Below are 12,396 nucleotides of genomic sequence, written 5' to 3'. Positions count from 1 at the left end.
ATGGCCGCGACCCCCGACCCGGCCGACCCGGCGTCCCGCGAGCTGGTCACCCACGGCCGCATCGACGTCGAAGGACGGCTGGTCGACGCCTCCAACGTCACGCTCTTCTGCGCCATCGAGCTCGACGGCGTCACGGGCCGGGTCGTGTACAAGCCGGTGTCGGGGGAGCGGCCGCTGTGGGACTTCCCCGACGGCACCCTGGCCGGCCGCGAGGTCGCCACCGCGATCGTCGCCGACGCCACCGGCATCGGCGCGATCCCGCCCACCGTGCTCCGCGACGGCCCGTTCGGCCCCGGCATGGTCCAGCTGTGGATCGAGACCACCGAAGACGACCTGGTCGAAGTCCTGCCGCCCGACGACGTCCCCGAAGGCTGGCGCCCGGTGCTGCACGCCCACGACCGGCTCGGCGAACCCGCGGTGCTGGCCCACGCGAACCACCCCGGGCTGCGCGACCTCGCCGTGCTCGACATCGTCGTCAACAACACCGACCGCAAGGGCGGGCACCTCCTGCCCGGCGTCGACGGCCGCGTCTACGGCGTCGACCACGGCATCTGCCTGCACACCGACCCGAAGCTGCGGACCGTCCTGTGGGGCTGGATCGGCGAGCCGGTACCCCCGGACACCGTCGAGAAGCTCCGCAAACTGCGCTCGGAGCTCGACGGCGAGCTCGGCGAAACGCTTTCCGGGCACATCACCCGGTTCGAGATCCGGGCACTGGCCGAACGCACCGACGTCCTGCTCGCCGAAGGCATCTTCCCCGCACCCGGCGACGACTGGCGCGCGATCCCGTGGCCCCTGTTCTGATCGACGACCCCGCTCGCGCGCGACTGACCGACCGGTTCGGCGCGGAGCTGGCCGGGCCGTGGTGCGACGCGCTCCCGGACCTGGTCGCCCGGCTCACCGCGAGGTGGGGACTCGAAGTCCGTGAGGCCCGGCCCGGCAACACCGGCCGGACGCTGCTGTGCACCGGCCCCGGTGGCGACCTGCGGGTCCTCAAGCTGACCCCCGATCCCGAGGTCGCCCGGCTCGAGTTCACCGGGCTGAGCGCCTGGGCCGGGTGCTCCCGCGTCGTCCAGGTGCTCGACGCCGACCTCGACGACCACGCGATTCTCCTGGAAGGCCTGGTCCCGGGCACCGAGCTGGACGGCGACGTCCCGTGGGCCCAGATCGGCGAGCTGCTCGACCAGCTGCACTCCGTCGAACCGCCCGGGGAGTTCCGGCGGCTGGCCGACGGCCTCGAGTTCATCTTCGCCCTCTCCGAACGCCGCCGTCGCGAGTCACCGGCCGCCGGGCACCTGAGCGCCGAGGTCCTGGCCAAGGGCCGTGAGCGGGCCATGGCCCTGGCGACCAGCGGACCGGTCACGCTCATCCACGGCGACCTCCACCCCGCGAACGTCCTCGACGCCGGACCCGAGCGCGGCGCGGTCGCCATCGACCCGCGGCCCAGCCTCGGTGACCCGTCTCACGACGCCATCGACTTCGTGTTCGTCCCGATGCGCGAAGGCGGCACCATCGACGACGGCATCGCCGCTCTCGCTCCGCACGTGCGCGGCTTCGACGCCGAACGCGTCCGCGCCTGGTGCGTCGCGATGGCCCCGCTCGTCGCGCTCCCGGCACTGCGCCGCGGCGAGCGGACGCCGTTCACCGACGCGGTCCTGGAGTTGGCGCGCTGACCGGCGTGGCATGACCCTCCGGAGCGGCGGGGAGCACTAGGTTGCCTGGTCGTGCGCTCCCACTCCTATGACGACGTGCTCGCCGGCCGACGCCGCAAGAAGGTGCCGGAGGTCCCCGCCGAACCCGGCCTGGTCGTCGAGGACCCGGCCAGCGGCTACTGCGGCGCGGTGGTGAAGATCGAGTACGGGAACGTCGTGCTCGAAGACGCCAAGGGCCGCCACCGCGTCTTCCCGCTCGCCCCCGCCGGGTTCCTGCTGGAAGGCAAGCTGGTCACGCTGGTGCCGTACCGACCCCCGGCGAAGGCGCCGGCCCGGCAGATCTCGGCGTCCGGGTCCGTGCGCGTCCAGGGCCTGCAGGCCCGCGTCGCCCGCGACTCGCGGATCTGGGTCGAAGGCAAGCACGACGCCGAGCTGGTCGAACGCGTCTGGGGCCACGACCTGCGCGTCGAAGGTGTCGTCGTCGAAGCCCTCGACGGCGTCGACGTCCTCGCCGACCGGATCGCCGAGTTCGGCACCGGACCCGCGCGTCGACTGGGTGTGCTGGTCGACCACCTCGTCCCCGGCAGCAAGGAGTCGCGGCTCGTCGAGGCCGTCCGCGACGAGAACGTGCTGGTCACCGGGCACCCCTACATCGACGTCTGGGAAGCCGTCCGGCCGGAGGCCGTCGGCATCGAGGCGTGGCCGAAGATCCCGCGCGGAACCGAGTGGAAGCAGGGAATCTGCGACGCGCTCGGCTGGGGGCAACCTTTCGAAGGCTGGCAACGTGTCCTGAGCGGGGTGAGCAGTTTCCGCGACCTCGAGACCCCGCTCATCGGGGCCGTGGAACGGCTCATCGACTTCGTCACCGAACCGGCGGAAGAGGGCTGAATGTCCGAATTGTCCAAGGTCACGCGAAGGTTACGTCCCGTCACTGTGCCGGTGCGAACCGGCGTGATCTGAGAGCATGAAGCCATGTCTTGGGCACTGGTCTGGTTGATCGTCGGCATCGCCCTGATGATCGCCGAAGTCGTCTCCGGCGACTTCGTGCTGATCATGCTGGGCGTCGCCGCGCTGTTCGGGGCCGGCGCCGACGTCCTCACCGGGAACCTGGTCATCGACGTCGCCGTGTTCGCCGTGGCGTCGGTCGGCATGCTCCTGCTGGTCCGCCCGGCGCTCAAGCGGCGCCTGCTGTCCGGGCCGACGCACCACACCGGCATCGACGCGCTGATCGGCGCCCGCGCTGTCGTCGTGTCCACAGTGGACCACGAGGCCGGGCGGGTGAAACTGGCCGGCGACGTCTGGTCGGCCCGCACCCTGGGAGAGCACCAGCCGCCCATCGCCCCCGGCACCCCCGTCACGGTCGTCGAGATCTCCGGCGCCACCGCTGTCGTGTCGGCCGAACCGTGAGCCTCGGACTGGTCGTCGTCGGCGAGGGCCACGCCGCGGTGATCGAACGCGGCGGCGAGTTCCGCACCGTGCTCGGCCCGGGCCGCCACTTCGTGGTCCCGTTCGCCGACCGGGTCCGCGCTCGCTTCGACCTCGGCGAGCAGATCCTGTCCGCCCCACCGCGCCCGGTCGAGGCCGGCGACGGGCAGGAGATCCTCATCGGCTTCGAGGTCGTCTTCGCCGTGACCGACCCGCGCCTGGCGACCTACGAAATCAGCAATCCGGCCATCGCGATCGAGCAGCTCGCCCGCACCGCGCTGCGGCAGGAGGCCGGCCTGACCACCGCCGAGCGCGCCGTCACCGCGCCGGGGGACCTGCACCGTACAGTGTGGACGGTCCTGCACGACACCACCGGCCGCTGGGGCATCACCACGAAGGAACTCGAGATCGCGGTGCACCCGCCCGCGGCACCCGGAACGCCGTCAACCGCGCAAGAATGGTACTAGGTAAGGGGAAATTCTCTTGACCGGATTTGTGATCGGCCTGGTCATAGCCTTGGCCTTGCTCGTGGTCATCACGATAGCCAAGGCGGTCATGGTGGTGCCGCAGGCGCAGTCGGCCGTGATCGAACGGCTCGGCCGGTTCCGCACGGTCGCCTCGCCCGGCCTCAACATCCTCGTGCCGTTCCTGGACAAGGTGCGCGCCCGGATCGACCTGCGCGAGCAGGTCGTCTCGTTCCCGCCGCAGCCGGTGATCACCGAGGACAACCTGACCGTGTCGATCGACACGGTCGTGTACTTCCAGGTCACCGACTCGCGCGCCGCGGTGTACGAAATCTCCAACTACATCGTCGGTGTCGAGCAGCTGACCACCACCACGCTCCGCAACGTGGTCGGCGGTATGAGCCTCGAGCAGACCCTGACCTCCCGCGACTCCATCAACACCCAGCTGCGCGGCGTGCTGGACGAGGCGACCGGCCGGTGGGGCATCCGCGTGAGCCGGGTCGAGCTGAAGGCGATCGACCCGCCGCCCTCCATCCAGGACTCGATGGAGAAGCAGATGCGCGCCGACCGCGAGAAGCGCGCCATGATCCTCACCGCGGAAGGTCAGCGGGAGTCCGCTATCAAGACCGCGGAAGGCCAGAAGCAGAGCCAGATCCTCTCCGCCGAAGGCGCCCGGCAAGCCACCATCCTCGCCGCCGAGGCCGAGCGGCAGTCCCGGATCCTGCGGGCCCAGGGTGAGCGGGCCGCACGCTACCTGCAGGCGCAGGGCCAGGCGAAGGCGATCGAGAAGGTGTTCGCCGCGATCAAGGCCGGCCGGCCGACCCCGGAGGTGCTGGCCTACCAGTACCTGCAGACGCTGCCGCAGATGGCGCAGGGCGACGCGAACAAGGTCTGGATGATCCCCAGCGACTACGGCAAGGCCCTCGAAGGCTTCGCCCGCGCGCTCGGCGCCCCGGGCGACGACGGCGTGTTCCGGTACGAGCCGCCGAAGGAGGACGACGTCCCGGACAAGCCCGAACTCGAGGACGAAGAGGTCGCCAGCTGGTTCGAAACCAAGAGCGACCCGAAGGTCGCCGAGGCCGTCGCGGCCGCGGAAGCCGTGGCGCGCAAGGAGGTCCCGGCCATCGGCGCACCGTCGTCGCCGCCCGCGCGGCCGTCCATCCCGCGGCCGGCGCAGCAGCTGCCGGAACCCGATGCCGACGAGGACCGCGGCACGGAGGTCACCCCGGCCCCGCAGCAGCCGTCGACGCCGAAGAGCGGCCAGCCCGCACTGCCGCAGCCCCAGCAGCCGCAGGCCCCCGCCGGTCCGCCCCCGGGCGGCCAGTACCAGGGCCCGCCCCCGCAGGCCCCGCCGCCGGGCCAGTTCGGCGGCGGGCCGCAGCAGAACCCGGGCAGCGGGCCGTTCCCGCAGCAGCCCCCGTTCGGCGGCCCCCGCCGCTGACCCCGTTGGTTCGTGAAGGCCACCTTCGGTCCGGAAGGTGGCCTTCACGGCGTTTCAGCCCGTGCGTGCCGCCCGGTGGTAGACGCTCGCGTCGTCGATGTCGGCCTTCGAGCGGTCCTTCAGCAAGATCACGCACAGCACCGTCACCACCGCCGCGATGACGATGTAGGTCGAGATCGAGTACGGCGTCCCGGTCGTGTGCAGCAGCCACGTCGCCAGCAGCGGCGCCGGCCCGCCGGCGAACACCGACGCCAGCTGGTAACCGAGCCCGGCACCGCCGTACCGCAGGTGGGTCGGGAAGCTTTCGCCGATGAGCGCGGCCTGCGGGCCGTACTGCAGCGCGTGCGGGATGAACGACACCACGACGGCGACGAACACCAGCGCGTGCCCGCCGTGGCTCAGCACCGTGAAGTACGGGAACGCGATCACGCCGGTCAGGACCGCCCCGCACAGGTAGATGCGCTTGCGGCCGAAGCGGTCCGACAGCGCCGAGAACAACGGGATCATCGCCAGCTCGCACGCGGCCCCCACGAGGACCGCGTTGAGCACGAACGTCTTGCTGAACTCGTGCCGGGCGACGACGTAGACCAGCACGTAGCTGGTGAACAGGTAGAACGGCATCTGCTCGCTGAACCGGACGCCCGCCGAGAGCAGGATCTCCCGCCAGTGGTGCCGGATGGCGTCCAGCACCGGCGTGCGCGCGGTCTGCCGGTTCTCGACGAGTTTCGCGAACATCGGCGTCTCGAGGATCTTCAGCCGGATCACCAGGCCGACCGCGACGAGCACCAGGCTGGCCAGGAACGGGATCCGCCAGCCCCAGGAGTTGAACGCGTCGGGGGAGAGGGTCGCCGACAGCAGCGTCATGCCGCCGGTGCCGAGCACCAGCCCGACCGGGACGCCGATCTGCGCGAAACTGCCCAGCAGGCCGCGTTTGCGCTGGTCGCCCCACTCCATCGCGAGCAGGACCGAGCCGCTCCACTCGCCGCCGATCGCGATGCCCTGGACCAGCCGCAGCAGGACCAGGATGAGCGGGGCGGCGACGCCGATCGCCGAGGTCCCGGGCAGCATCCCGACGACGCCGGAGGAGATGCCCATCAGCAGCAGGGTGACGATCAGCGTCGCCTTCCGGCCGATCCGGTCACCCCAGTGCCCGAAGATGGCGGCACCGACCGGCCGGGCGGCGAACCCGACCGCGTAGGTCGCGAACGACTGCATGGCGCCGGCGTACGCACTCGACGCGGGGAAGAACAGGTGCGGGAAGACCAAAGCCGCCGCGGTGTTGTAGAGGAAGAAGTCGTACCACTCGATGGTCGTGCCGATGGCGCTCGCCAGCGCCGCACGCCGTACCTGGACCCGTCTTGACTTGCTCTCCGGTGCCACCTTGTGAGTGACGCCGCCGTCTCCCAAAACCATCTCGCAACACCTCCGGTGACCGATGTCACACAACAGTGTGACGCCCGCCGACGATTTCGGCGATCGATGGCCGGAAGCTCGTCCGGTCGGTGACGCTGTGAGCCGGGTCACGGTTGAGGTTGACCTCGGGTCAGGGTGAACGCTCGGCTCAGACCGCGAAGACACCCCGGATCCGAGGAGCGAACCCCATGTCCACCCTTTTCGACCAGGCCAAGACCACCGCCGCGCAGGACCGGCCCGAGCTGCGTGAACTGCTCGCCGAGATCGTCGGTTCCGGGTTCACCGGGATCACCGTGCGCATCCACGACGAGCGGGGCGAGTGGACCGGCAGTGCCGGAGTGGCCGAACTCGGCGGGACCGCCGAGCCGCCGATCGACGGACACGTCCGCATCGGCAGCAACACCAAGACCTTCACCGCGGCCCTCGTGCTCCAGCTCGTGGCCGAAGGCAGGATCGGGCTGGACACCCCGGCCGCCCGCCACCTGCCGGAGCTCGGGCTGGACGAGCGCGTCACGGTGCGGATGCTGCTTCAGCACTCCAGCGGCGTTTTCAACTTCACCGGTGAGGTCTCCGGCGACGGGACGCTCGAGCCGGGCACCCCCATGCCCTACGGCCCCGGAGGCCCGGAGTGGGCCGAGGACCGGTTCCGCACCCATCGGCCGGAGGAGCTCGTGCGCCTGGCGCTGGCCAAGCCGGCCCGGTTCGAGCCGGGAACGGGCTGGAGCTACTCCAACACCAACTACGTCCTGGCCCGGCTGCTGATCGAAGCGGTCACCGGGCACTCGTTCGCCGAAGAGCTGCGCCGCCGGATCCTGGGGCCGCTCGGGCTGTCGGGCACCCTGGTGCCGGACGCCTCGCCGGAGATCCCCGAGCCGCACGCCCACGCCTACTACCGCGCCGGCGACACCACGATCGACATCACCCGCCAGAACCCCTCCTGGATCTCCACCGGCGGCGACATGATCTCGACCACCCGGGACCTGCACACCTTCATCTCCGCGCTGAACAGCGGCAAGCTCCTGCCGCCCGAACTGCTGGCCGAGATGCGCACCCCGCGCCCGACGGGCATCCCGGAGATGGGCTACGGCCTCGGGGTGTTCGTGCAGGAGACCGACGGCGGCACCGTGATCACGCACAACGGCGCCATGGCGGGCTTCGCCGCGCTCATGTACAGCACCCCCGACGGCGGCACGACGCTGACCGCGGCACTGACCTGTGTGGACGACGCCGTCCTGTCCGTCGCGGCGGCTTTCCAGGACGCCCAGCGGAAGCTCGTCGACGCGGTGTTCTGCGGCAAACTGGGCGAATGAGGAACGGGGTCACGATCGGGCAGGCGGCGGCGTTCGTCGGCGTCACGGTGAAGACGGTGCGGCACTACCACAAGCTCGGTCTGGTCGAGGAGCCGGAGCGCGACAGCTCCGGCTACCGCCGCTACGGCTCGGCCGAACTGCTGCGGCTGGTACAGGTCCGGACGCTGGCCGCCGCCGGGGTGCCGCTGGCCGAGGTCGGCCCCCTGCTCGAAGGCGACGCCGCGGAGTTCCCAGCCGCACTCGCCGGCGTCGAACAGCAGCTCACCGAACGGATCGACGAGCTGATCACGCGGCGCGACACGCTGCGCCGCCTCGCCGACGGCGACCGGGCCCTGCTGCCCGACCGCGCGGTGGCGCTGCTGGAGCGGATGCCGGGCCTCGGTTTCCCCGCCGGCGAGGTGGCGGCCACCAGGGAGGGCTGGGTGCTGGCCAAGGCCCTGGTTCCCGAGGGCTTCGACGCCTACCTCGCCGACGTCGAGCAGGCCCTCGACGATCCCGAGTACGTCACCTTGATCCAGCGCGGCGCCGAAGCCGCGACCTGGGCACCGGACGACCCCCGGATCGACGAGCTCACCACCGCCGTGGTCGACCACTACCTCGCCAACCCCGGCCGGATGAAGATCGTCACCGGCCTGCAAGCTCGCACCGAGGCGGCGACCCGGTACGAGCTGATCGCCCACCACGGGGAGGAGCCGGGCTCCGCCGCCTCCCGGTTGCTCTCGCTCGTCGAGACCAAGCTCCGCGCCGCCGGGGTCGCCCTCCCGCGGCCGGACGCTCGCTGACCGCGCCTCGCCAAACTTTGCCGACTCTGCAACTTTGCAGAGTCGGCAAACTTCTGTACGGTGGAGTCATGGACATCGACGGTGGCGGGCTGCGAGAGCGCAAGAAGCGGGAAACGCGCATCGCGCTGAGCTGGGCCACCATCCGGCTCGTGGTGGAACGCGGGCTGGACAACGTCCGGATCGAAGACATCGCCGCCGAGGCCGGCGTGTCCACCCGCACCTTCAGCAACTACTTCGCCACCAAGGGCGAGGCCATCGCGGCCCGGCACTTCGAGCGGGCCCGCTCGATCGCCGAGCAGCTGCGGCGGCGCCCGGCCGACGAGCCGATCTGGACCGCCGTCACCGAGGCGGCCCTGGCCGGGTTCGCCCTCGGTGAGGGCACGCCCGAAAAGCTCGTCCCCGACGACCAGTGGCTCAGCGGGATCCGGCTGATGGTCGCCGAACCCGCGCTGCAGAGCGAGTTCGCGAAGGCCGCCGCCGCGGCCGAAGCCGAGTTCGCCGACGCGATCGCCGAACGCACCGGCACCGACGCCACGAAGGACCTCTACCCGCGGCTGATGGCGGCCACCGTGGTCGCCGCGTTCAACGTGGTCATCGGGCAGTGGCTCGACACCGAGCCGTCGGGCTCGATGGCCGACCTCCTGCGCGACGTCTTCGGCCGGCTCGCCGCGGGCCTGCCCGCACCGCACTGACCTTCGCCGATCACTGAGGGCGCCCGGCACCCGCCGGGCGGATTCGTCCTGCCCTTTTTCGCCACCCACCAAGGAGTTCCGCCATGTACGACGTCGTCATCGCCGGAGCCGGCCCGAACGGCCTCATGCTCGCCTGCGAGCTCAGCCTGGCCGGCGTCCGGCCGCTGGTCCTCGAACGGCTGCCCGAACCGACCACCGAGCAGCGCGCCAACGGCATGGTCGGCCAGGTCGTCCGGATGCTCGACCGCCGCGGCCTGCACGACCGGCTCGCCGGGCCGCTCGGCCCGCCGACACCCCGGTTCGTCTTCGGCGCGATGCCGCTCGACCTCACGCTCGCGCCGGACACCCCGTTCCACATCCTGACCGTCCCGCAACGGCGGATCACGGCGATGCTCACCGAGCGCGCCACCGAGCTCGGCGTCGAGATCCGCCGCGGCCACGAGCTCACCGGCCTGGCGCAGGACGGCGAGAGCGTCACCGTCCAGGTGACCGGCCCGGACGGCACGTACCCCCTCGAAACCCGGTACCTCGTCGGCGCGGACGGCGGCCGCAGCGTCACCCGGAAACTGGCCGGCATCGGCTTCCCGGGCGTCACCGAAGACCACAGCGTCTCCCGGTCGGCGAACGTGACCGTCCCGCCGGAGATCCTCGACCCCGCCACCGGCGGCCTGCGGGTGCCGGGCCACGGCGTCATCCCGGCGTTTTCCCACTACCGCACCGAAACGGGCCTGTTCGTCTACGCGTCGCTGGAGACCGGCACGATGGTGACCACCATGGAATGGGTCCGGGACGACACCGGCGACGACACCGCCATGACCCTGGACGAGCTGCGGGCCAGTGTCCGCCGCGTCCTGGGCACCGACGTCGCCTTCGGGCCGCCCGAAGGCGACGGTCCGCACCTGGCGCGGCGGCTGCACGGGCGCAACACGCGCCTGGCCGACCGCTTCCGCGACGGCCGCGTGCTGCTGGTCGGCGACGCCGCGCACGTCCACTCCGCGATCGGCGGACCCGGGCTCAACCTCGGCATGCAGGACGCGATCGGCCTCGGCTGGAAGCTCGCGGGACAGATCCACGGCTGGGCCCCGCCGGGGCTGCTCGACACCTACGAAGCCGAACGCCGCCCGGCCGCCGAGCGGGTCGTCATGCACACCCAGGCCCAGTCCGCGCTCATCGGACCGGGCAGCCCGGTCACCGCGCTGCGCGAGCTCTTCGGCGAGCTGCTGCGGCTGCCGGGCACCGTGCGGCACATCGCGGACCTGATGTCCGGCGCCGACATCCGGTACGAGCCGGCCACCGACCACCCGCTCGACGGCCGGTGGGCTCCCGACGTCGAGCTGGCCGACGGCGTCCGGCTGGCCGAGCTGACCAGGACGGCCCGGCCGCTGCTGCTGGACCTCACCGACGGCGGCTCGCTCGGTGCCGAACTGCGCGGCTGGACCGACCGCGTCGACGTCGTCACCGCCCGGCCGGCCGGCGAAGGCCCCGCGACAGCGATGCTGCTGCGGCCGGACTGCTACGTCGCGTGGGCGTCCAGCTCGGCGGAGCCGGACGACACCGAGCGCAAGGCTCTGCGCGCCGCTCTCGAACGGTGGTTCGGCACCTCGGTCGACGCGTAGGCTATCTCCTACCTATTGTCGGCGGCATGGCCATCACCCACGTGCAGCTCCTGACCCTGCCCGTCGCCGACCACGCCCGCGCGCGGGACTTCTACGTCGGCAAACTCGGGTCGAAGTCGCCGAGCCGGGAGGAACGGCCGTGGGGCCGCGCCGTGGGCGCTGGCCCGGTTGCCGGACTCGCTGCCGGACTAGGATCAGGTGGTGACACAGGCCGCTGATCCCACCGAGTCGAAGCCCCTGCGCGCCGACGCCCGGCGCAACCGGGCGCGCGTGCTGGAGGCGGCCGAAAGCGTGTTCGCCGCGAAGGGCACCGGGGCACCCACCGAGGAGGTCGCCCGCGCCGCCGGGGTGGGCATCGGCACCGTGTTCCGGCACTTCCCGACGAAGGAGGCGCTGCTCGAAGCGGTGCTCTTCGCCCGGCTGCGCCGGTTCGTCGACGAGGCCGAGGCCGCCGTCGCCGCGGACTCCGCCGACCCTGGCCGCGCGTTCTTCACGTTCCTCACCAGCTGGATCGAAATGTCGGGGGCGAAGAACGCCTACTTCGAGGCGCTCACCGCGGCCGGCGTCACCGTGCCGACGACGAAGTCGGACATCGGCGCCCGGCTCGTCCAGTCGCTCGGCGTGCTCCTGTCGCGGGCGCAGGAGGCCGGCGCCGTCCGGGAGGACCTCGTCGTCGGCGAGCTGATCACCGTGATCATCGGCGTCGCGAGGGCCGCCGAGTACGCCGGCCCGGACGCGCGCCTGCGCGACCGGGCCGTGGAAATCCTGTTCGACGGCCTCCGCCCCGGCGCGTCAGCGGGGGAGCGGAGCTGAGCCCACCGGCTCGAGGGCCGGCCGCTTCGGGGTGAGGGTGTCACCGGACGACTCGCCGCGCAGCCGGCGCCGGACCCACGGCAGCGCGTGCTCCTGCGCCCACCGGAGGTTCTGGGCGCGGCGCTGCGTCGGGCTCAGGACGTCGCGCGGACCCAGCTCGGTCGCCGCCGGCGGATGGTCGACGCCGAGGACGGCCAGTGCCGCGATGGCGACCTCCGCGTGCCCGAGCGGGTTGAGGTGCAGGCGGTCCGGTGCCCAGAGCCGCCGGTCACGCAGCTGCCGCATCGCCCACATGTCCACCAGCAGCGCGCCGTGCCGGGCGGCGATGCCGCGGACGTGCTCGTTGTAGATCGCCACCCGGCCCCGGATCTTGCGGAACAGGGCGTCCTCGACGCCGTCGACCCCGGTGAACAGCACCAGCCGGGCGCCGGTCGCGCGGATCCGCTCGACCGCGGCTTCGTAGCCGGCCATCAGCCCGTCGATGTCGACCTTGGGCCGCATCAGGTCGTTGCCGCCGGCGTAGAGCGTGACGAGGTCGGGCGCCATGGCCAGGGCCGGCTCGAGCTGCTCGGCCAGCACCTGGCCCAGCAGCTTGCCGCGGATGGCGAGGTTGGCGTAGCGGAAGTCCGGCTCGCGGGCCGCGAGCTGCTCGGCGACGCGGTCGGCCCAGCCGCGCACGCCGTTCGGGGCGGCCGGGTCGTCGTCCCCGACACCTTCGGTGAACGAATCACCCAGGCTGACTAAGCGCTTGCTTTGCATGGCCCGATCATAGCCACCGCGCCGCCGAA

General features: G+C 72.0%; 13 protein-coding genes. 11 read left to right on the top strand and 2 right to left on the bottom strand.

Annotated features, from left to right (window positions below):
- From CF165_RS09510 to CF165_RS09485, 6 genes are all read left to right on the top strand, one after another.
- Positions 1-804 carry an SCO1664 family protein gene (locus CF165_RS09510; RefSeq protein WP_093947057.1) on the top strand — a complete coding sequence of 268 codons (804 nt, stop codon included), beginning with the start codon at positions 1-3 and terminating at the stop codon, positions 802-804.
- Positions 789-1,673: an aminoglycoside phosphotransferase family protein gene (locus CF165_RS09505; RefSeq protein ID WP_093947056.1), complete on the top strand. Its 885-nt coding sequence runs from the start codon at positions 789-791 to the stop codon at positions 1,671-1,673. The genes CF165_RS09510 and CF165_RS09505 overlap by 16 nt, the downstream gene beginning before the upstream one ends.
- A 51-nt stretch (positions 1,674-1,724) precedes the next feature.
- Positions 1,725-2,540 carry a DUF3097 domain-containing protein gene (locus CF165_RS09500; protein ID WP_093947055.1) on the top strand — a complete coding sequence of 272 codons (816 nt, stop codon included), beginning with the start codon at positions 1,725-1,727 and terminating at the stop codon, positions 2,538-2,540.
- Positions 2,541-2,624: 84 nt separating this feature from the next.
- The gene (locus CF165_RS09495) at positions 2,625-3,059 is read left to right on the top strand and encodes an NfeD family protein (RefSeq protein ID WP_093947054.1); all 435 of its coding nucleotides are present in this window, start codon (positions 2,625-2,627) and stop codon (positions 3,057-3,059) included.
- Entirely contained in the window at positions 3,056-3,544 is a 489-nt protein-coding gene (locus CF165_RS09490; RefSeq protein WP_093947053.1) for an SPFH domain-containing protein, read from the top strand. Before CF165_RS09495 ends, CF165_RS09490 begins: the two co-directional genes overlap by 4 nt.
- 16 nt (positions 3,545-3,560) lie before the next feature.
- Entirely contained in the window at positions 3,561-4,982 is a 1,422-nt protein-coding gene (locus CF165_RS09485) for an SPFH domain-containing protein (protein WP_093947052.1), read from the top strand.
- A gap of 54 nt (positions 4,983-5,036) precedes the next feature.
- Here the strand turns inward: CF165_RS09485 and CF165_RS09480 are convergent, their stop codons facing one another.
- Positions 5,037-6,395 (bottom strand): MFS transporter, encoded by a 1,359-nt coding sequence (locus CF165_RS09480; RefSeq protein WP_093947051.1) that lies wholly within the window; start codon positions 6,393-6,395, stop codon positions 5,037-5,039.
- A gap of 188 nt (positions 6,396-6,583) precedes the next feature.
- Here CF165_RS09480 and CF165_RS09475 point away from each other — a divergent pair, with 188 nt between their 5' ends.
- The 5 genes from CF165_RS09475 (at position 6,584) to CF165_RS09455 (ending at position 11,608) form a co-directional block, all read left to right on the top strand.
- On the top strand, positions 6,584-7,705 hold the full coding sequence (locus CF165_RS09475) for a serine hydrolase domain-containing protein (protein ID WP_093947050.1): 1,122 nt from the start codon (positions 6,584-6,586) through the stop codon (positions 7,703-7,705).
- Entirely contained in the window at positions 7,702-8,487 is a 786-nt protein-coding gene (locus tag CF165_RS09470) for a MerR family transcriptional regulator (RefSeq protein ID WP_093947049.1), read from the top strand. The genes CF165_RS09475 and CF165_RS09470 overlap by 4 nt, the downstream gene beginning before the upstream one ends.
- Before the next feature lie 68 nt (positions 8,488-8,555).
- A complete protein-coding gene (locus tag CF165_RS09465) occupies positions 8,556-9,179 on the top strand; it encodes a TetR/AcrR family transcriptional regulator (protein ID WP_093947048.1) in 624 nt (207 codons plus the stop codon).
- 83 nt (positions 9,180-9,262) lie between these two features.
- Positions 9,263-10,795, top strand: a complete 1,533-nt coding sequence (locus CF165_RS09460; RefSeq protein WP_093947047.1) for an FAD-dependent monooxygenase — start codon at positions 9,263-9,265, stop codon at positions 10,793-10,795.
- A 201-nt stretch (positions 10,796-10,996) separates the two neighbouring features.
- Complete coding sequence (locus CF165_RS09455; protein ID WP_093947046.1) at positions 10,997-11,608, top strand: TetR/AcrR family transcriptional regulator; 612 nt, start codon at positions 10,997-10,999, stop codon at positions 11,606-11,608.
- On the opposite strand, the gene CF165_RS09450 is transcribed toward CF165_RS09455, so the two are convergent.
- Complete coding sequence (locus tag CF165_RS09450; RefSeq protein ID WP_093947045.1) at positions 11,588-12,367, bottom strand: SGNH/GDSL hydrolase family protein; 780 nt, start codon at positions 12,365-12,367, stop codon at positions 11,588-11,590. The two genes, CF165_RS09455 and CF165_RS09450, sit on opposite strands and share 21 nt — an antisense overlap.
- Positions 12,368-12,396: the final 29 nt, after the last annotated feature.

The sequence above is a fragment of the Amycolatopsis vastitatis genome (assembly GCF_002234595.1).
Lineage (GTDB): Bacteria > Actinomycetota > Actinomycetes > Mycobacteriales > Pseudonocardiaceae > Amycolatopsis > Amycolatopsis vastitatis.
Note: the sequence above shows the minus strand (reverse complement) of the source record. Positions and strands in the feature narration are given on the sequence as shown.

What these genes read in the sequence shown, in the direction of transcription:
- CF165_RS09510 (WP_093947057.1), top strand. Translation starts at nt 1, where the DNA reads ATGGCCGCGACCCCCGACCCGGCCGACCCGGCGTCCCGCGAGCTGGTC.
- CF165_RS09495 (WP_093947054.1), top strand. Translation starts at nt 2,625, where the DNA reads ATGTCTTGGGCACTGGTCTGGTTGATCGTCGGCATCGCCCTGATGATC.
- CF165_RS09480 (WP_093947051.1), bottom strand. Translation starts at nt 6,395, where the DNA reads ATGGTTTTGGGAGACGGCGGCGTCACTCACAAGGTGGCACCGGAGAGC.
- CF165_RS09475 (WP_093947050.1), top strand. Translation starts at nt 6,584, where the DNA reads ATGTCCACCCTTTTCGACCAGGCCAAGACCACCGCCGCGCAGGACCGG.
- CF165_RS09470 (WP_093947049.1), top strand. Translation starts at nt 7,702, where the DNA reads ATGAGGAACGGGGTCACGATCGGGCAGGCGGCGGCGTTCGTCGGCGTC.
- CF165_RS09465 (WP_093947048.1), top strand. Translation starts at nt 8,556, where the DNA reads ATGGACATCGACGGTGGCGGGCTGCGAGAGCGCAAGAAGCGGGAAACG.
- CF165_RS09460 (WP_093947047.1), top strand. Translation starts at nt 9,263, where the DNA reads ATGTACGACGTCGTCATCGCCGGAGCCGGCCCGAACGGCCTCATGCTC.
- CF165_RS09450 (WP_093947045.1), bottom strand. Translation starts at nt 12,367, where the DNA reads ATGCAAAGCAAGCGCTTAGTCAGCCTGGGTGATTCGTTCACCGAAGGT.